Genomic DNA, 22,128 nt, shown 5'->3' with positions numbered 1-22,128 from the left:
GCATGGGGAGGCACGGGCAGCTGTGGCGGGCAACACGCTTTCTTCCGCACGGGCAACGGAGACGAACGACTTCTGGCGACGGCGGTTCGCGTCACCGGTACCGGAGACGTCCCTGCCGCTGGACTTCCCCCGTCCGCCGCGCCAGGACGGCACGGCGCCCCGCGCACGACGCGCGACCGTCCTCGCCGTGACAGCCGACGAGGCCACCCAACTGACCGCCTTCGTCGCCCTGTTGCACCGCTACGGCGGCACCACGGCCACCGAGACGGCGGTGGCCCACGAAGGCCTCCCGCTCCGCGTCACGATCGACGGCGACACCCCGTTCGCCCAACTCCGCGACCAGATCACGGCCGTTCGCGCGGAGGCCGCCGCCCACCACCTCCCGACCACCGATCTGCTACGGCTGCTCGCCCCCGAACCCTTCCGCGGCGGCGGCCTGTTGTGCGCCACGGGCTTCGGCCCCGCCCCCTGGGACGAGACCGGCCCACTGGACCTGGCCCTCACGGTGACCGACGGCGAGGTGTCGGCCGACTACCGCACCGACCTCTTCTCGCCCGCCACGGTCGACCTGATCCTCGGCCACTACGGAACCCTCCTCGCCGACGCCGTCGCCCGCCCGGACACCCCGGTCGCCGACCTCGAACTCCTCGGCGCGGACGAACGGCACCGCATCCTGCGCGGCTGGAACGACACCGAGCACGACGTCTCCGCGCTCACCTGGCCCCGCATGTTCGCCGACCAGGTCGCCGCCCGCCCGCACGAGATCGCCCTCATCCACGAGGACGTCCGTCTCACCTACGCCGAACTCGACGCCCGCTCCTCGAAGTTGGCGCACGCCCTGGTGGCCCGGGGTGCCGGTCCCGAGCAGGTCGTGGCGCTCGCCGTACCGCGCTCGGCCGACATGATCGTCGCCGAGGTCGCCGTCCTGAAGTCGGGCGCCGCCTATCTGCCGGTCGACACCGACTACCCGGCCGACCGCATCGCGTACATGCTCGCCGACGCCCGCCCGGTCTGCCTCGTCACCACCGCCGAGATCGCCCCCGACCTCCCGCCGGACCTCGACCCACTCGTCCTCGACGCCCCGGAGACGGTCGCCGAGCTGACCGCGTACCCGTCCCAAGGCCCGTCCACCGCTGACGAGTTGACGACCGCGCACGCGGCCTACGTCATCTACACGTCCGGCTCCACGGGCCGCCCCAAGGGCACGGTCCTTTCCCACGCGGGCGTCGCGAAACTGGTCGCCACCCAGAAGGAACGCTTCGGCATCGGCCCGCACAGCCGGGTCCTGCAGTTCGCCTCGCCCAGCTTCGACGTCGCGTTCTGGGACCTCTGCCTCGGCCTGCTCTCCGGCGGCCGCCTGGTCGTCGTCCCCGCCGACCGCCGCGTCCCCGGCGCCCCCCTCGCGGACTACGCCGACGAGCACGGCATCACCTTCATGATCCTGCCGCCGGCCCTGCTCGCCGCCATGCCCGAGGACGTCCAACTCCCGCCCAAGGCAACCCTGTTGGCGGGCACGGAACGCGTCTCGCCCGAGCTGGTCGGCCGGTACGCGCGCGGCCGGATGATGTTCAACGCCTACGGCCCGACCGAGGCCACCACCAACTCCACCCTCGGTCTGTGCGACCCGGACACCCCGGCCGGCACCATCGTGCCCATCGGCATCCCCGACCCCGGCACCCGCGCATACGTCCTCGACGACCGACTGCGCCCTGTCCCCGCCGGTGTCACGGGAGAGCTCTACCTCGGCGGCGCCGGCCTGGCCCGCGGCTACCTCGGCCGCCCCGCCCTCACCGCCGAACGCTTCGTCGCCGCCCCCGCCGACATGACCGCCGCACCCGGCGAACGCCTTTACCGCACCGGCGACTTGGTCCGCTGGAAGGCGGACGGCCGCCTGGAGTTCCACGGCCGCGTCGACACCCAGGTCAAGATCCGCGGCTTCCGCATCGAGCCCGGCGAGATCGAGTCCGTCCTGCGCTCCCACCCGTCCGTCGACCAGGCCGCCGTCGTCGTCCGCGAGAACCGCCCCGGCGAACGCCGCCTCGCCGCCTACGTCGTGCCCTCGCTGGACGCCGAGCCGAGTCCCGACGAGGGGGTGGCCGAATGGAAGGACCTGCACGAACTCCTCTACTCCGCCGCCGGATCGGACGGATTCGAGGAGAACTTCGCCGGCTGGAACAGCATGTACGACGGGCTGCCCATCCCGCTCGCCGACATGCGCGAGTGGCGCGAGGCCACCCTCGACCGCATCCGCGCGCTACGACCCCGGCGGGTGCTGGAAATCGGTGTCGGTTCAGGCCTGTTGCTGTCACGGCTCGCCTCCGACTGCGACGAGTACTGGGGCACCGACCTCTCCGAGGAAGCCGTACGCGCCCTGGACGCCCAGGTGTCCGGCGTCCCCGAACTCGCCGACCGCGTCACCCTGTTGGCCCGCCCCGCACACGACCTCACCGGACTGCCCGAGGGCCACTTCGACACGATCGTCGTGAACTCCGTCATCCAGTACTTCCCCGGTGGGGACTACCTCACGGGCGTACTGCGTGACGCGGCCGCCCTTCTCGCCCCCGGCGGCGCGGTGTTCGTCGGCGACGTACGCAACCTGCGACTGCTCCGCACCCTGAGCGCGGCCGTCGAGAGCGGACGGGTACGGGACGAGGGAGACGAGACGGGCGCGGACAAGGAGGCATTGCGCGCCGCCGTGGACCGGGCGGTCGCCTGGGAGGGCGAACTCCTCGTCGACCCGGACTACTTCACGAGCCTCGACGGCCTCAGCGCCGACATCCGCGTCAAGCGTGGCACGCACCACAACGAACTCACCCGCTATCGCTACGACGTTGTTCTTCGACCCCAGCTGGATGCCTCCGAGGAGATCCCCGAGTCGCCCTGGCCCGCGCTCGGTTCGGTCCAGGCGCTGGACGAGCTGCTCGCCGGCCGTCCGGACCGGTTGCGGATCACCGGTATCCCCAACTCCCGCCTCGCCGACGACCTCGCCGCGCTCGGCGCCCTCGACGACAGCAGCAGGCCGGCCGCCGGGTCGTACGGTGTCGATCCGGAGGCCCTGTACGAGGTCGCCGCGCGGCACGGCTACGAGGTGGCACTGACCTGGAACGGGGGTGCGGAGGATGGCAGTTTGGACGCCGTGTTCGCGCCCGAGGGGGACGGGCGGGCGCCAGTCCACTACCGCCCCGGCGGCGGTCACCCGCTCACCAACCGCCCCGCCCCCTTCCGCAACGTCAACGCCCTGATGTCGACCCTGCGGACACACGCCACCGAATACCTGCCCGACTACATGGTCCCGGCCGCGTTCGTGCCGCTGGACCGGCTGCCCGTCACCCCCAGCGGCAAGCTCGACGCCGCCGCGCTGCCCGTCCCGGACCTCACCCGCCTGCTGAGCGCGGGCCGGGCGCCCGAGACGGCCCGCGAGCAACTGCTGTGCGACCTGTACGCACGGGCGCTCAAGGCGCCCTCGGTCGGCGTCGACGACGACTTCTTCGCACTCGGCGGCGACAGCATCGTCGCCGTCCAACTCCTCATCCTGGCCCGCCGCGCAGGCCTGGAACTCACCCCGCGCGACGTCTTCCGCCACCGTACGGTCGCCGAACTCGCCACGGTCGCCCGCACCGGTACGGCCGACCTCACGGAGAACACCCCGTGGCAGGCGCCGCTGAGCGATGACGAACTCGCGGCTGCGCAGGGCGAGTTCCCCGTCACCGTCGAGGAGGTACTGCCTCTCGGCCCGCTCCAGGAGGGCTTCTTCTTCCACGCGCTGGTGGACGGCGCCGAACTCGACGCGTATGTCGTCCAGCAGGTCATCGAGCTGTCCGGACCGGTCGACGGCACCCTGCTGCGCGAGGCCGCCCAACGGCTCGTCGACCGGCACGCCCCGCTGCGTGCCTGCTTCCGTCAGACGCCCGACGGCCGCCCGGTCCAGCTCATCGCGTCCGGCCTCGAACTGCCCTGGCACGAGGTCGACTTGTCCGCGCAGGACGACACCACGGTCCGCCGCGCCCTCGCCGAGGCAGTCGCCGCCGACGAACGCGCCCACCGCTTCGACCTCGCCCGCCCGCCGCTGATCCGGTGCGCCCTCATCCGCTTCGGTGAGGACCGCAGCCGCCTCGTCCTGACGTTCCATCACATCGTCGCGGACGGCTGGTCCTTGCCGGTCCTGCACCGCGAACTCCTCGCCCTCTACGGCGAGAACCCGACGCCCCTTCCTGAAGTCGCCCCGTACCGCGGCTATCTCCGCCGCATCGCCGGCGCCGACCGCGAGGCGGCCCGTGCCGCTTGGAGCGCCGCGCTTGCCGGGGTCGACGAGCCCACCCGACTGGTGGAGACCCCGGCGCCCGCCGGACCGGTCGAACCCGCCCAGATCCGCGCCGAGTTGACCGAGCGGGTCACCTCCCGGCTCGCCGCCCGTGCCCGGGAGCGCGGAGTCACCCTCGGCACGCTCGTCCAGGGCGCCTGGGGTCTGCTCGTCGGTCGTGTGACGGGCCGCGAGGACGTGCTGTTCGGCACCACGGTCGCCGGACGTGACGCCGCGGTCGACGGCATCGAGTCGATGATCGGCCTGTTCATCAACACCCTGCCCACCCGCCTGCGTTGGGCTCCGAGGGACACCCTGGGCGGCCTTCTCGACCGGCTCCAGGACGAGCAGAGCGCGCTTCTCGACCACCAGCACCTCGGCCTCGCCGACATCCAGCGCGCCACCGGGCACGCGGGCGACGGTGAACTCTTCGACACCCTCGTGGTGTTCGAGAACTACCCCGGTGGCGAGGGCGCCACGGGCATCACCGACCCCACCGGCACGATCGCCGTCGCCGGACATGCCTTCCACGATGCCGTGCACTACCCGCTGGCCCTCATCGTCAAGCCCGGCCGCCGCCTCGACCTGCGCCTCAAGCACCACGCCCGGCGCCTCGACGCCGACGCCGTGCAGTCCCTCGCCGACCGGCTCACCCTCATCCTGCACGCGATCGCGGACGACCCCGGCGCCCGCGTCGCGGACCTTGACCTGCTGACCCCGGAGGAGTTGGCGGACGCGCATCCGGCGGGGGAGACCCGGCCGGTTCCGGCCACCACGCTCGCCGCCGCGTTCGGCGCGCAGGTCGCGCGCACTCCGGACGCGACGGCTGTCGTCCACGACGGCACGACCACGCTCACCTATGCCGAACTGGACGCGCGAGCCGAGGAGTTGGCAGCGAGGCTGCGGGCCAAGGGCGCGGGCCGGGAGCGGTTCGTCGCCGTCGCCGTACCCCGCTCGGCGGAGCTGATGGTGGCGCTGCTGGGTGTCCTGAAGTCGGGGGCCGCCTATCTGCCCCTCGACCTGGACTATCCGGCGGAGCGGCTCGCGTACATGCTGGCCGACTCGGGGGCGACGACGGTCGTCACGACGGAACGGGACGCGCACCGGCTGCCGTCGGCCGAAGGCCTGGATGTGCTGCGCGTGGACGCGGAGGGCGAAGAGGCCCTGTTCGGCGGAGTTCCCGACCCCGCCCGCCCCGACGACCCCGCCTACCTCATCTACACCTCCGGCTTCACCGGCCGCCCCAAGGGTGTCGTCGTCACCCACCGCGCCATCGGCAACCGACTCGCCTGGATGCAGGGCGAGTACGAACTCACCGCCGACGACCGGGTGTTGCAGAAGACGCCGTCCAGCTTCGACGTGAGCGTGTGGGAGTTCTTCTGGGCGCTGTGCGAGGGCGCCGCAGTCGTCCTCGCCTCCCCCGACGGACACCGCGACCCCGCCTATCTGTCCCGCCTGATCCGGTCCGAGGGCGTCACGACGACGCACTTCGTGCCGTCGATGCTGGAGGCATTCCTCGCCTCCGACGAGGTCACCGCCGACCCCGCCTGGGCGGGCAGCCTGCGCCGCGTGTTCAGCAGCGGCGAGGCCCTGTCCGGGTCCGCCGCCCGCCGCTGGCACGAACTGACCGGCGTCCCGTTGCACAACCTCTACGGCCCCACCGAGGCTGCCGTGGACGTGAGTCACCACGCCTACGACGGCTCGCCCGACACCACCGTGCCGATCGGCCGACCCGTGTGGAACACCGGCCTGCGCGTGCTCGATTCGTGCCTGCGCCCGGTGCCGGACGGCGTCCCCGGCGAGCTGTACCTCACCGGTGTCCAGCTGGCCCGCGGCTACCACCGACGCCCCGCACTCACCGCCGACCGCTTCGTCGCCGACCCGTACGCCACCGAACCCGGCGCCCGCATGTACCGCACCGGCGACCTGGTACGCCGACGCCCCGACGGCGCGATCGACTACCTCGGCCGCACCGACCGCCAGGTCAAACTCCGCGGCAACCGGGTCGAACTCGGCGAGATCGAGGCCAAGTTGACGCGAGTGCGGGGTGTGGCGCGGGGCGCGGTGGTCATCCGCGACCAGCGGCTCGTCGCCTACGCGGTGCCGGTATTCGGAGCCTCGCTCGACCCCGCCGACCTGCGCGCGGCCCTCGCGGACACGCTCCCCGCGCCCCTGGTCCCGGAGGCGTACGTCGTCCTCGACGACCTCCCGCTCACCCCGAGCGGCAAGCTGGACCAGGCCGCACTGCCCGCCCCCGAGGCAGAGCGTGCCGAACGCCGTTCGCCCGCAGGGCCGTTGGAGCGACGGCTCACCGAGATCTTCGCGGCCGTCCTCGGCATCGAGGACGCGGGACCGGACGACGACTTCTTCCGCCTCGGCGGCGACAGCATCAGCTCCATCGGCGTCGCCAGCCGGGCCCGCGCGGCCGGCCTGGACCTGAACCCGCGCGACGTGTTCACCCACCGCACCCCGGCCGCCCTCGCGGCGGCAGCCGGCATCGCAACGGCCATGCCGAACCCCCGAGTTGAGGCATTCACCCTCACTGAGACCGAGCACACCCGCATCCGCGCCGTCGCCGCCCCGGCGGAGGTCGCCGACGTATGGCCGCTGGCCCCTCTCCAAGAAGGCCTGTTCTTCCACTCGGCGTACGACGAGGGCGCGTTGGACGTCTACACCGTCCACGAGACCTTCGACTTCGCGACCCGCCTCGACACCACCCGGCTGCGCGCGGCCGTCCGCACCCTCCTCGACCGCAACCCCGGCCTGCGCGCGGGCTTCACCAGCGACGGCCTCGACCAGCCGGTGCAGTTCATCGTCGAGGACCCGGACATCCCCCTCGAAGAGGTCGACCTCTCCCTCCTCCCCGTCGCCGAACAGGACGTACTCCTACGGGAGTTGACGGACGCCGAACGCAACCGCCGCTTCGACCTCTCCGCACCCCCGCTCTTCCGCCTGCTCCTGCTCCGCCTCGGCACGGAACGCGGCGACCGCCTCGTCATCGGCCGCCATCTGATCCTCTGGGACGGCTGGTCGGCATGGCTGTTCCTCGACGAACTGTTCGCGCTCTACGAGACGGGCGGCGACGCCAATTCCCTGCCCGTACCCGGCAGTTACCGCGACTACCTGACCTGGCTCGATGAGCAGGACGACTCGGTCGCCACGGCCGCCTGGCGCACCGCGCTCGCCGGTCTCGACGAGCCGACGCTGCTCGCGCCCACCGCCACCGACGGTCTCGAACCGGTCATCCCCGCCCAGCTCGACACCATCCTCCCCGCTGAACTCGGCGACCGGCTGCGCGAGTTGGCCCCTGCCCACGGCCTGACCCTCAACACGATCCTCAACGCGGCCTGGGGACTCACCCTCGCCTCCGCGACCGGCCGCGCCGACGTCGTGTTCGGTACGACCGTCGCCGGCCGGCCGAGCGAGGTCCCGGACGTCGGCAACATCATCGGCCTGTTCCTCAACACGGTCCCGACCCGTATCGCCCTCGACCCCGCCGAGCCGGTCCTCGACCTGCTCCGCCGCATCCAGGGCGAACGCCTTGACCTCATGCCGTACGAGCACTTGAGCCTCGGCGTGCTCCAGGCCGAGACCGGCCACCGCAAGCTCTTCGACACGCTGTTCGTGCTGCGGAACAGCGACACCGAGGAGCGGCTGGCGGACCTGAAGACCCGGCACGGCGCCACGGCCGTCGCCAACGTCGACGCCACGCACTACCCGGCCAACCTCGTCATCACCCCCGGCCGCGAGATCGCCGTCACCCTCACCCACCGCCCCGACCTCGTCCCGACCGACCGCGCCCAGGCCCTCCTCGACCGCTTCGCGCTCCTCGTCGACCGCCTCACCGCCGACCTCACGGCACCGGTCGGCTCCCTCGACCCGCTCCTGCCCGCCGAACACGAGGCGCTGCGGCGGGAGTCGGCCGCCAGCCGTGTCCCGGATCCCGAGGACACCATCGCCGACCTGCTGGCCGCGCAGGCCGAACGCACCCCGGACGAACGGGCCCTCGTCTTCGGCGAGCGCGGCATGACGTACGCCGAACTCGACGCCGCCGTCAACCGGATGGCCCGCCTGCTGATCGACCGGGGCGCCGGCCCCGAGAAGGTCGTCGCCCTCGCCCTGCCGCGCTCCCTCGACATGGTGGTCGCCCTCTTCGCGGTCCTGCGCACCGGAGCGGCCTACCTCCCCCTGGAGTTGGACCACCCGGCCGACCGCCTCTCCCTGATGCTGGCCGACGCCCGCCCTCTCCTGCTGCTCAGCACCACGGCCGTATCGGCCACGCTGGACGGCGAGATGACCCGCGTCCTGCTCGACGACCCCGAAACCAAGGGGGAGTTGGCGGGTCAGTCGGATGCTCCGGTCCGGCGGCGCTTCAGCCTCGAACACCCCGCCTACGTCATCTACACCTCCGGCTCCACCGGCCGCCCCAAGGGTGTCGTCACCCCCTACCGGGGCCTGACGAACATGCAGTTGAACCACCAGAAGGAGATCTTCGAGCCCGCCATCGCCTCCGCCGGCGGGCGGCGCCTGCGCATCGCGCACACCGTGTCCTTCGCCTTCGACATGTCGTGGGAGGAACTGCTCTGGCTGGTCGAAGGCCACGAAGTGCACGTCTGCGACGAGGAGTTGAGGCGTGACGCCGAGGCGCTGGTCGCCTACTGCGAGCAGCACCGCGTCGACGTCGTCAACGTCACGCCCACGTATGCGCGGCTGTTGATCGAGCAGGGCCTGCTGGAAGGCCACGTCCCACCACTCGTACTCCTCGGCGGTGAGGCCGTCCCGGAGATTGTGTGGACGGCACTGCGCGACACCGAGGGCACGTACGGCTACAACCTCTACGGGCCGACCGAGTACACCATCAACACCCTCGGCGGCGGCACCCTCGACAGCGACACCCCGACCGTCGGCAAGCCCATCCGCGGCACCCGCGCCCACATCCTCGACGCCTGGCTGCGTCCGGTGCCCGACGGTGTCTCCGGCGAGCTGTACATCGCCGGAATCGGCCTGGCCCGCGGCTACTTGGGCCGTCCCGCGCTGACCGCCGAACGCTTCGTCGCCGACCCGTTCGGCGAGCCCGGCGAACGCATGTACCGCACCGGCGATTTGGTGCGCCGCAACCCCGACGGCAACCTCGACTTCCTCGGCCGCACCGACGACCAGGTCAAGATCCGCGGCTATCGCATCGAACCCGGCGAGATCGAAACCGCCCTCAGCCGCCACCCGTTGGTCGCCCAGGCCGCCGTCGTCGTCCGCGACGAACGCCTCGTCGGCTACGTCGTCCCCTCCGGCGCCGACTCGGCCGAACGCACCGCCGCCGAGGCCGCGCAGGTGGGGGAGTGGCAGGAGATCTACTCCGACGAGTACGAGGAGATCGGCACCGCCGTCTTCACCGAGCAGTACGACGGCTGGGACAGCTCCTACGACGGACAGCCCATCCCCTTCGAGGAGATGCACGAGTGGCGCGAGGCCACCCTCGCCCGCATCGGCGCCCTCAAGCCCCGCCGCATCCTCGAAATCGGCGTCGGATCAGGCTTGTTGCTGTCCCGGCTCGCCCCCGACGCGGAGGCGTACTGGGCAACCGACTTCGCCGCGCCCGTCATTCGCAAGATCGGCGAGGAAGTACGGCGCGACCCGGCCCTCGCCTCCAAGGTCGAACTGCGCTGCCGCCCCGCCGAGGACCTGAGCGGTCTGCCGTTCGCCTACTTCGACACGATCGTCATCAACTCCGTCATCCAGTACTTCCCGAGCATCGACCACCTGACCGCCGTACTGCACGGCGCGATGGAGCTACTCGCGCCCGGCGGCGCCCTGTTCGTCGGCGACGTCCGCAACCTGCGCCTCGCCGGCACCTTCCACACCGAGATCCAGCGCACCCGGGGCACCGCAGAGGCGGACCTGGAGCGGGCGGTGGAACGCGGCCTGCGCCTGGAGAAGGAACTCCTCGTGGACCCCGACTACTTCACCACCCTCGGCTACGGCGTCGACCTGCGCACCAAGCGCGCCCACCACCACAACGAACTGTCCCGCCACCGCTACGACGTCGTCCTCTACGCCGACGAACCGGACGTACGCCTGGACAACACTCCGTCCGTCGACTGGGCCACCGGCAACACCATCGGCGAACTCCTGCGCGGCGACTGGTCGTCGGCCGAGGCGATCGGTGAACTCCTGCGCGGTGGCTGGACCGCGACCGGCGCCATCACCGAACGCCCGCGCGGCGAACGCCCCGAGGCGCTCCGTTTCACCGGCATCCCCGACGGCCGCACGACGGAGGCCGGTGTCGACCCCGAGCACCTGCACGAACTCGGTACGGCGGCCGGATACCGGGTGCTGACGACCTGGTCGGAGCAGGAGGGCACGTACGACGCCGTCTTCCTGAAGTCCGCCGAACCGCGTCTGACCGGCGGGCTGTTCAGGCCCGGCGGCGGTACGCGCCCCTACGCCAATGACCCCACCGCCGCCCGTGAGGCGAGCGCGTTGGTGCGGCGGCTGCGCGAGGACCTGGGCCGTGAACTGCCCGACTACATGGTCCCGTCGGCCTTCGTCACCGTCGACGGCCTGCCCATGAACGCCAACGGCAAGCTCGACGTCCGCGCCCTGCCCGACGCCGAACCCGCCGTCGCCCTCGGCGGCGGACGCGGCCCGCGCACCCCGCGGGAAGAGGTGCTCTGCCGCCTGTTCGCCGAGGTGCTGGGACTCCCCGAGGTCGGCGCCGAGGACAACTTCTTCGACCTGGGCGGCCATTCACTCCTCGCCACCCGCCTGGTCAGCCGCGCCCGCACCGAACTGGGCGCCGAACTCGCCATCCGCGACCTCTTCGAGGCACCCACACCCGCCCTCCTCGCGGGCCGTGCGGACACGGCGAGCCCGGCCCGCCCGGCGGTCACTCCCGTCACCGACCGGCCCGCCCGCATCCCGCTTGCGGCCGCCCAGCGACGGCTGTTGCTCGTCGAGGAGATCACCGGCAGCGGAGTCGCCTACAACTTCCCGCTGGTCTTCCGACTGCGCGGCGCCCTCGACACGGAAGCGCTGTCTGCCGCCCTGCGGGATGTCGCCGGACGCCACGAGGCGCTGCGGACCGTCTTCCCGACGCACGAGGGCGAGCCGTACCAGCGGATCGTCCCGGCCGCCGACGCCCATCCCGTCTTCACGGCCGTCGACTGCACCGAGCACGAACTGCCCGCGCTGATCGAGTCCGCCCAGCGCCGCCCCTTCGACCTGACCACCGAACTCCCATTGCGCTGCGAGGTGTTCAGGCTCGGCCCGGACGAGCACGTGATGGCCGTCGTTCTGCACCACATCACCACCGACGAGTGGTCCGACCGTCCCTTCCTCGCCGACCTCGACACCGCCTACGCGGCCCGCCGCGAGGGTCGTGTACCCGAGTGGGCCCCGCTGCCGGTGCAGTACGCCGACTACACCCTCTGGCAGGACGACCTGCTGGCACGCACCGGCGAGGCCCAACTCGCCCACTGGGCCCACGCGTTGCGTGGCCTTCCGGACGAACTCGCCCTGCCCACCGACCGACCGCGCCCCGCCGAACCGACCGGCCACGGCGGCAAGGTCCGCCTGGAACTGCCCACGGCCACCGGCCACGCCCTGCGCGACCTCTCCGGCGCGACCGGCACCAGCATGTTCATGCTGTTCCAGGCGGCCACCGCCGCGCTCCTGAACCGGCTCGGCGCCGGCGACGACATCCCGCTCGGCGCCCCCATCGCCGGTCGCACCGACGAGGCGCTCGCCGACCTGGTGGGCTTCTTCGTCAACACCCTGGTGCTGCGCACGGATGTGTCCGGCGACGAGCTGACCTTCCGCGAACTCCTGGGCCGGGTAAGGGAGTCGTCCCTCGCCGCCTTCGAGTACCAGGACCTGCCCTTCGACCGGGTCGTCGAGGCCCTCAACCCGCCCCGCGTGGCCGGCCGCAACCCGCTCTTCCAGGTGATGATCGGCTACCACCACCGCCCCGACGGTGACCCGGACGTGCTCGGCCTCGCGACCGAGTGGTTCGACATGGACACCGGTATGGCGAAGTTCGACCTGCACTTCACCTTCGTCGACGAGACGGGCAGCGACCGGGTGGTCCTGCTCCTGGAGTACGCGACCGACCTCTTCGATCACGGCACCGCCGAGCGAATCGCCGGTCGCATGGCACGCCTGCTGGACCACGCGGCGGCCGAACCCGACCGCGCCGTAAGGGACTTCGACCTTCTGGCGGGCGCCGAACGCGCGCTGGTCCTGGGGGAGTGGAACGACACCGAGCACGTCGTCCCGGCCACCACCCTCCCGGAACTCTTCCGCGCCCAGGCGGCCCGCACCCCCGACGCCACGGCACTCGTCTTTGAGGGGCAGGAGCTGACATACGCGGAGCTGGACGCCCAAGTCGAGCGCACGGCAAGGGTGTTGGCAGCACTCGGTGCGGGCCCCGAACGGACGGTGGCCGTAGCCCTCCCGCGCTCACTCGAACTCGTCGTCGCCCTCCTCGCCGTACACCGAGCCGGAGCCGCCTACCTCCCCCTCGACCCGGACTACCCGGAGGACCGCCTCGCCCTGATGGTCGAGGACGCCCGCCCCGTATACGTCATCCGCGACACGCTGCCGACCGGTCCCGAGGGCCAACTCCCCACGTCCTACGACCCGTCGAGCCCCGCGTACGTCATCTACACGTCGGGTTCCACCGGCCGTCCCAAGGGCGTCGTCGTCCCGCACGAGGGCATCGGCAACCGGTTGCTCTGGATGCAGGACGCGTACGGCCTGACGGCAGCCGACCGGGTGCTCCAGAAGACGCCGTCCAGCTTCGACGTGTCGGTGTGGGAGTTCTTCTGGCCGCTGATCACCGGCGCCACGCTGGTCGTCGCCCGGCCCGAAGGCCACCGTGACCCGGCCTACTTGGCTGGGCTGATCCGCGAACAGGGCGTCACCACCGTCCACTTCGTGCCCTCCATGCTCCAACTCTTCCTGGAGGAACCGGCCGCGGCCGACTGCACCGGCCTGCGCCGAGTGATGTGCAGCGGCGAGGCCCTGCCCGTCGCCCTCACCCACCGCTTCCACGACGTCCTGACCACCGCCGAACTCCACAACCTCTACGGCCCGACCGAGGCCTCGGTCGACGTGACTGCCGTAGAGATCGGACCCGACGCGACGAGCGTTCCGATCGGCCGCCCGGTGTGGAACACCCGCATCTACGTCCTCGACGCCGGCCTGCGCCCCGTACCGCCCGGCGTCCCGGGCGAGTTGTACCTCGCGGGCATCCAGCTCGCGCGCGGCTACCTCGACCGGCCCGGCCTGACCGCCGAGCGGTTCGTCGCCGACCCGTACGGCGCCCCGGGCACCCGTATGTACCGCACCGGCGACCTGGCCCGCTGGAACGCCGACGGCACGATCGAGTACCTGGGCCGCACAGACGACCAGGTGAAGGTACGCGGCTTCCGTGTCGAACCCGGTGAGATCGAGAGCGTGTTGGCCGCGCACCCGACCGTCGCGCGCGCCGTGGTCGTGGTCCGGGAGCAGAGTCTGGTGGCGTACGTGGTCCCGGCCGGGGACGGCGGACTGGTGAGCGCGGAGGCGACCCGCGCTCGCGCGGCCGCCGGTCCGCAGGACGCGACGGCGATTCGCGCCGGTGCGGCGGGCGGGCCGGCGGACGTGACCGCGCCCTGCACCCGCACGGCCGCAGCCGGGTCGCTCGACGTGACGGCGCTCCGCGCCCACACCTCCGCCGCCCTCCCCGCCCACATGGTCCCCGCCGCCTTCGTCACCCTCGACGCGCTGCCCCTCACCCCCAACGGCAAGCTCGACCGCGCCGCCCTGCCCGCCCCCGACTTCACGACCGTCACCGGCACGGACGCGGGCGTGGGGGGTCCGCTCCGCAGCCCGCGCGAGGAGATCCTCGCCGGACTCTTCGGCGACATCCTCGGCCTCGAACACGTCGGCGCCGACGACGACTTCTTCACCCTCGGCGGCCACTCCCTGCTGGCCATGCGCCTGGTCAGCCGCGTCCGCACGGTACTTGGCGCCGACCTCACCGTCCGTACCGTCTTCGAGGCGTCCACGCCGGCCCTCCTCGCGGCCCGCCTCGACGACCGAGCCGGCGGACTGCCCGCGCTCGTCCCCGCCGAGCGCCCCGACGAACTCCCGCTCTCCTACGCCCAACAGCGACTGTGGCTGCTGCACCGGATCGAGGGCCCTGGAGCCACGTACAACATCCCGGCTGCCTGGCGACTCACCGGCTCACTCGACCGGGACGCCCTGTCCGCCGCCCTGAACGACCTCGCCATACGACACGAAAGCCTGCGCACGGTCTTCCCCGAACGGGACGGCCGTCCCCACCAGGTCGTGCTGGACGAGGCCTCCGTGCCCCTCCACCACAGGCGCGTCACCGAGACCGAACTGGCTGCCGGGCTCGCCGAGGCCGCCGCGCGAGGCTTCGCGGTCGACGGTGAACTCCCCTTGCGTGCCCACGTGTTCGAGGTGAGCGAGGACGAACACGTCCTACTGCTGGTGCTGCACCACATCGCCGGCGACCAGTGGTCCGACGGCCCGCTGTGGCGGGACCTGGCCACCGCGTACGAGGCGCGCCGCGAGGGGCACGCACCCGAGTGGGCCCCGCTGCCCGTGCAGTACGCCGACTACGCCCTCTGGCACCGCGAGGCACTCGGTGACGCCGACGCCCCGGACAGCCGCCAGTCCCGCCAACTCGCCTACTGGCAGGACACCTTGGCGGGCCTGCCGGACGAACTTGCGCTGCCCACCGACCGCCCCCGCCCACTGGAGAGCAGCCACCAGGGTGGCGCCGTCGGACTGACCCTCGACCCCGAACGGACCCGACAGTTGCGGGCGTTGGCCCGCCGCCACGGCGTGAGTATGTTCATGGTCACCCAGGCCGCCGTGGCCGCGCTGCTGCACCGGCTCGGCGCGGGGGACGACATCCCGCTCGGCGCACCCATCTCCGGTCGGGGCGACGAACACCTCGAAGACCTCGTCGGCTTCTTCGTCAACACCCTTGTCCTGCGCGCCGATCTGTCCGGTGATCCCACGTTCGCCGACCTGCTCGCCCGCGTCCGGGACATCGACCTCGCCGCCTACGAGCACCAGGACCTGCCCTTCGAGCGGCTGGTGGAGGCGGTGAACCCGGCCCGTTCGCTGTCCCGGCACCCGCTGTTCCAGGTGATGGTCGTCCACCTCGACGACGAGGGCGCCACTCCCGCCCTGCCCGGACTCACCGCACGCCGTGAGGAACTCGGTCAGCAGGGCGCCAAGTTCGACCTCAGCTTCGACTACGTCGAGCGGGGCGAGGACGGCATGCGGTGCTGGATCGAGTACAGCGCCGACCTCTTCGACGAGCCGACCGCCGAACTCCTCGCCCAGCGGCTTGAGTCACTGCTCGCTCAGGTCGCCACGGACCCGCACCGACGCGTCGGCGCACTCGACGTCCTGCGCGACGACGAACGCTCCCTCGTCCTCACCGACTGGAACAACACCGCACGCACTGTCCCCGACCTCACCCTCCCGGAACTCTTCCGCGCCCAGGCCGCCCGTACCCCCGAGGCCACGGCGGTCGTGTGCGAGGACACCGTCCTCACCTACGCCGAACTCGACCTGCGCGTCGAACGGTTGGCGCACGCGCTCGCCGCGCGGGGAGCGCGTGCCGAGGCGGTCGTAGCCGTGGCGCTGCCCCGCTCGCTCGCCCTCGTGGTGTCCCTCCTCGCGGTCCACCGCGCGGGCGCCGCCTACCTGCCCCTCGACACCGGCTACCCCGCCGAACGGCTCGCCCACACACTCACCGACGCCCGTCCGGTCTGCCTGATCACCGACCGGAGCGTCACCCTCCCCGCCAGCGACGTACCCACCGTCACGGTGGACGCGGACGGCGCCCCCGACCAACCGGCGTACGCGCCGCTGCCCACCGCCCATGACCCCCGCCACCCCGCCTACGTCATCTACACCTCCGGCTCCACCGGCCGCCCCAAGGGCGTCACCGTCCCCCACCAGGGCATCACCAACCGCCTGTTGTGGATGCAGGACGCATACCGCCTCGACGCCGACGACCGGGTGCTGCAGAAGACCCCGGCCGGGTTCGACGTATCCGTGTGGGAGTTCTTCTGGCCGCTGATCACCGGCGCCACGCTCGTCGTCGCCCGCCCGGAAGGCCACCAGGACCCGGTCTACCTCGCCGAACTGATCCAGCGTCAGCACATCACCACAGCCCACTTCGTGCCGTCGATGCTGCGCGCCTTCCTCGACGAACCCGCCGCCGCCCGCTGCACCGGCCTGCTCCAAGTCATGTGCAGCGGCGAGGCGTTGCCCGCCCAGCTGACCGCCCGCTTCCACCAGGTCCTCCCGGGCAGCCGCCTGCACAACCTGTACGGCCCGACCGAGGCATCCGTCGACGTCACCGCCCACGAGGTCCCCGCCGCCCCGGCCACCGTGCCGATCGGCCGCCCGGTGTGGAACACCCGCACCTACGTCCTCGACGCCGGACTGCGCCCGGTACCGCCCGGCGTGGCCGGCGAACTGTATCTGGCGGGCCTCCAGTTGGCGCGCGGCTACCTGGGCCGGTCCGCCCTCACCGCCGAACGCTTCGTCGCCGACCCGTACGCCACCGAGCCCGGCGCCCGTATGTACCGCACCGGCGACCTGGCCCGCTGGTCCCGGGACGGTGAACTGGAGTACCTCGGCCGCGCCGACGACCAGGTCAAGCTGCGCGGCTTCCGTATCGAACTCGGCGAAATCGAGAGCGTGTTGGCCGCCCACGAGAGCGTCGCGCACGCCACCGTCGTCCTCCGGGACGAACGCCTCGTCGCGTACGTCGTGGCGGAGGGCGCTGCGGACCCGGTTCAACTCCGTGCCCACACGGCCCAGTCGCTGCCCGACCACATGGTCCCGGCCGCCGTCGTCACGCTCGACGCCCTCCCGCTCACCCCCAACGGCAAGCTCGACCGCCGTGCCCTGCCCGCCCCCGACTTCGCCGCCGAAGTCACCGACACCCGGCCGCGCACACCGCTGGAGGAGACCCTCTGCGCCCTCGTCGCGGACGTGCTCGGTCTCGAACGCGTCGGTGTCGAGGACGACTTCTTCTCGCTCGGCGGCGACAGCATCGTCGCCATGCAACTGGTCGCCCGGGCTCGCGCCGCCGGACTCGCCTTCAGCCCGCGTGACGTGTTCCGCCACAAGTCGGCGGCAGGGCTGGCCACAGTGACCGCCTCCACGGTCACCACCGCCGAGCGCGACGACGTCATCCTGCTCGACCTCACCGACGACGAGCGCGCCGAACTGGCCGCCCTGCCCGCCGGAACCGAGGTCCTGCCCGTCTCCCCGCTCCAGGCCGGCCTGCTCTTCCACGCCGCCCTCGACTCGGGCGACGACGGACCGGACGTGTACACCGTCCAGGTCTCCTACGACCTCGAAGGCCCCCTGGACGCCGACCGGTTGCACACCGCGGCCCAGTCCGTGCTCGACGCGCACGAGAACCTGCGCAGCGGCTTCCGGCACCTGTCCTCCGGGCGGCCCGTGGCCGTCGTACCGCGCACGGCCGTCCTGCCCTGGCGGCAGCTCGACCTGACGGACGACCCGGAGGAGTGGGAGCGGCTGCTCGTACAGGAACGGCGCCGGTTCGACCCCGAACGGCCGCCGCTGCTCCGGCTGTTGCTGGCCCGGCTCGGTCCGGACCGGCACCGGCTCGTGCTCTCGCACCAGCATCTCCTGCTGGACGGCTGGTCGTTGCCGCTGCTCACCGCCGAACTGTGGGCGCGCTACGAGGGCCGTAGGCCCCCCGCTCCCGCTCCGTACCGCGAGCACCTGCGGCTGCTGGCCGCCCAGGACCCGGCCGTGTCCACCGCCGCGTGGGCCGAGGCCCTCGGCGGACTGGCGGAGCCGACGCGCCTCGCGCCCGTCGACTCCGACCGTGCCGCCGTCGTACCGAGCACCCACACCGTGGAGTTGGACCCGGACCGCACGACGGAGCTGGAGGCGTTCGCGCGCCGGCAGGGCGTCACCGTCAACACCCTTGTCCAGGCCGCCTGGGGCGTGCTGCTCGGGCGGCTCACCGGCCGGGACGACGTGGTGTTCGGTGCCACCGTCGCCGGTCGTTCGCCCGAACTCACCGGCGCGGAGTCGATGGTCGGCCTGTTCATCAACACCGTCCCTGTACGGGTCCGGGTCCGCCCGGAGGAGAGCACGGCCGCGCTGCTGGCCCGCCTCCAGGACGAGCAGTCCCGGCTCATCGCCCACCAGCACCTCGGCCTCGCCGACATCCAGCGGGCCGCCGGACTCGGCGAACTCTTCGACACCCTCGTGGTGTTCGAGTCGTACCCGGTCGCCGACGACGAAGAGGGCGGCGACGGACCGCGCGTCACCGTGCGCGACCACGAGGACTCCACCCACTACCCGTTCGCGTGGGCGGTCGAGCCCGCCGAACGGCTGCGGCTCACCGCCGAGTTCAGGCCCGACCTCTTCCAACCGGCCGTCGTGCGACGGATCACGGACGCCCTGACCGCCCTGCTCGACGGCATGGCTGCCGACCCCGACCTTCCCGTCGGCCGGCTCGACCTGCTCGATTCCGCCGAGCGGCACACGGTCCTGGAGTCCTGGAACAACACCGCGTTGCCCGCGCCGGAGACCGAACGGCTCGGCACCGTACCGGCGTTGTTCGTCGCGCAGGCCGCCGCCGACCCCGGCGCGGTCGCCGTCACCGACGGCCGTACGACGTGGACGTTCGCCGAACTCGACGCCCGCACGGACCAGTTGGCCCGCGTCCTCGCAGGGCACGGCGTCGGACCCGAGCGGATCGTGGCCCTCGCGCTGCCCCGCACCGCCGACCACATCGCCGCGATCCTCGCCGTGATGAAGGCGGGCGCCGCCTATCTGCCCCTCGACCCGGACCTCCCCGAGTCACGCCTCACCGGCATGCTCGACGACGCCCGCCCCGTGCTCATCCTGGCCACTGTGGAGACGGCCGCCACGCTGCCCCCAACCACCGTGCCCGTACTGCGACTTGACGCCCCGACCGACGGACTGCCGGAGGCCGAACCCGTCGCCCCCGGACCCGACCACCCCGCCTACGTCATCTACACCTCCGGCTCCACCGGCCGCCCCAAGGGCGTCGTCGTCACCCAGCGAGGCATCGCCAACCTCTTCCACAGCCACCGCCACGACCTGCACGAGGTCGCCAAGCGGCGCACCGGCCTGCGGCGCCTGCGCGTCGGGCACGCCTGGTCGTTCGCCTTCGACGCGTCCTGGCAACCGCAGTTGTGGCTGCTGGACGGGCACGCGCTGCACATCGCCGACGACGAGACCCGGCGCGACCCCGAACTCCTCGCCGCGTTCATCCGCGACCGGGGCATCGACTTCATCGAGGTCACTCCCTCGCTGCTCGCGCAGATGGCGGACAGCGAGCTGATCGGGGACGAGGGCGACTGCCCGCTCTCGGTGGTCGGCTTCGGCGGCGAGGCCGTACCCGAGTCGCTGTGGACACGGCTGGCCGCCCTGTCGGACACAGAGGCGTTCAACCTGTACGGCCCCACCGAGGCCACCGTCGACGCGCTCGTCGGCCGGGTCCGCGACAGCGCCACCCCGGTCGTCGGACGCCCGGTCCACGAGTCCCGCGCCTACGTCCTCGACACCGCCCTGCGCCCCGTACCGCCCGGCGTCACAGGGGAGTTGTACCTCTCAGGCCCTGGCCTGGCCCGCGGTTACCTCGGCCGGCCCGAACTCACCGCCGAACGCTTCGTCGCCGACCCGTACGCCACCAAGCCCGGCGAGCGCATGTACCGCACCGGCGACATGGCCCGCTGGACCGAGGACGGCCGGCTGGAGTTCGCAGGCCGCACCGACGACCAGGTCAAGATCCGCGGCTACCGCATCGAACTCGCCGAGATCGAGGCCGCGTTGGACACCCACCCGGCCGTCGCGCAGACCGTCGTCGTCGCGCGTGAACACCGCCCCGGCGTACGGCAGTTGATCGCCTACGCGGTCGCCCGCGAGGCGGACGGGGCCGAACTGCGCGCCCACGCCGCCGCCACGCTGCCCGACTACATGGTCCCGGCCGCCGTGGTCGTCCTCGACCGGCTGCCACTGCTGTCCAACGGCAAGCTCGACCGATCCGCCCTGCCCGCACCGGATTTCACCGCTCAGGGCGGCGCCGGCCGGGCCCCTTCGAGCGACACCGAGCGCACCCTCCGCGACCTGTTCGCGGACGCCCTCGGACTGCCTGCCGAGGCCGTCGGCACGGACGACGACTTCTTCACCTTCGGCGGTGACAGCATCGTCGCCATGCAACTGGTCGCCCGGGCCCGCGCCGGTGGCCTGCGGGTCACGCCCCGGCAGGTCTTCCAGCACCGAACTGTCGCCGCCCTCGCGGCCGTTGCCGTCCCGCTCGGCACCCACGAACGGAACACCGTCCACGACGACGGTACCGGCACCGTCCCGCTCACCCCGATCATGCGCGGCCTGCTGGAGCGCGGCGGCCCCATCGCCGCCTACCACCAGGCGGCTCTGGTCCAGACCCCGGCCGACCTGACCGAACCCGGCCTGCTGACCGTGCTCAAGGCGCTCGCAGACCGGCACGACATGCTGCGGGCCCAACTCGTCCGCGAGCCCGAGTGGTTGCTGCGGGTGCCGGCCGCACGGGACACCGACGTCAGCACCTGGCTCACCCGCGCCGACGTGCGCGGGGCGGACGACGACGCACTGCGCGCCGCCATCTCCCGCCACGCCGAAACGGCCCGGGCCGGGCTCGACCCGGACGGGGGCGCGATGGTGCGGGCGGTCTGGTTCGACGCAGGCCCCGGACAGCCCGGCCGACTCCTCGTCCTCGTCCACCACTTGGTGATCGACGGCGTCTCCTGGCGCGTCCTGCTCCCCGACCTCGCCACCGCCTGGGCGGCGGTCAGGGGTGGCCGTACGCCCGAACTCGCCCCCGTGGAGCTGTCGTTCGGCCGCTGGTCCCGGCTCCTCGGAACCCGCGCGACCGACCCGGCCACCGAGGACGAACTGCCGTGGTGGACCTCCGCTCTCGCCGAGGGCGCCGAACTCCCGCTGGCCCGCCCGCTCGACCCGGCCCGGGACACGGTCGCCGCGACCCGGTATGTCTCCCTGTCCTTGCCCACCGATGTCACCGGACCCCTGCTGAGCCGGGCCCCGGCCGCGTTCGGAGCGACGGTCAACGACGTGCTGCTCACCGCGTTCGCACTGGCAGTCGGTGACTGGCGGACCCGCATCCTGGGTGCCGAACAGCCGGGCGGAGGGCCAGTGTTGGTGGACGTGGAGGGGCACGGCCGCGAGGAGCGACTCGCGGGCGACGCCGACCTGTCCCGTACGGTCGGCTGGTTCACCAGCGTCGTACCCGTACGGCTCGACCCGGGTAAGGCCGACTTGGCGGACGCCTTCACGGGCGGACCCGCGCTGGACACGGCCCTGGCCCGCGTCCGCGAGCACCTCACCGCGCTGCCCACCGCCGGTATCGGACACGGTCTGCTGCGCCACCTCAACCCGGAGACGGGCGCACGGCTCGCCCGACTCGGCGAGCCACAGATCGAGTTCAACTACATGGGCCGCTTCGACCGTCCGGCGGCGGCCGACTGGTCCTACGCCCCCGAGGACGACGACGCCGACCTCGACGCCGACCCCGGTCAGCCGATGTCCCACGCCCTGACCCTCAACGCCATCACCGAAGACCGCCCCGAGGGACCGGAGTTGAGCGCCCACTGGGCGTACGCCGCCGAACTCCTCACCGAGGAACAGGTGCGGGACCTGGCCCGCACCTGGTTCCGGGCGCTGGAGGCGGTCGTACGACGAGCGGCCGTACTCGACAAGCCCTGAGACAGGCCCCCGAACAA

1 protein-coding gene is annotated in these 22,128 nt (G+C 72.4%); it reads left to right on the top strand.

What is annotated here, in order from left to right:
* The first annotated feature begins 22 nt into the window (after nt 1-22).
* Nucleotides 23-22,111, top strand: coding sequence for a non-ribosomal peptide synthase/polyketide synthase (locus ACGFY9_RS13145; RefSeq protein ID WP_393753799.1), 22,089 nt, complete (start codon nt 23-25; stop codon nt 22,109-22,111).
* Nucleotides 22,112-22,128 lie beyond the last annotated feature (17 nt).

Origin of the sequence: Streptomyces sp. NPDC048504 (assembly GCF_043200035.1) — a bacterium.
Taxonomy (GTDB): domain Bacteria; phylum Actinomycetota; class Actinomycetes; order Streptomycetales; family Streptomycetaceae; genus Streptomyces.
This window is presented reverse-complemented; position numbering and strand designations above follow the sequence as displayed.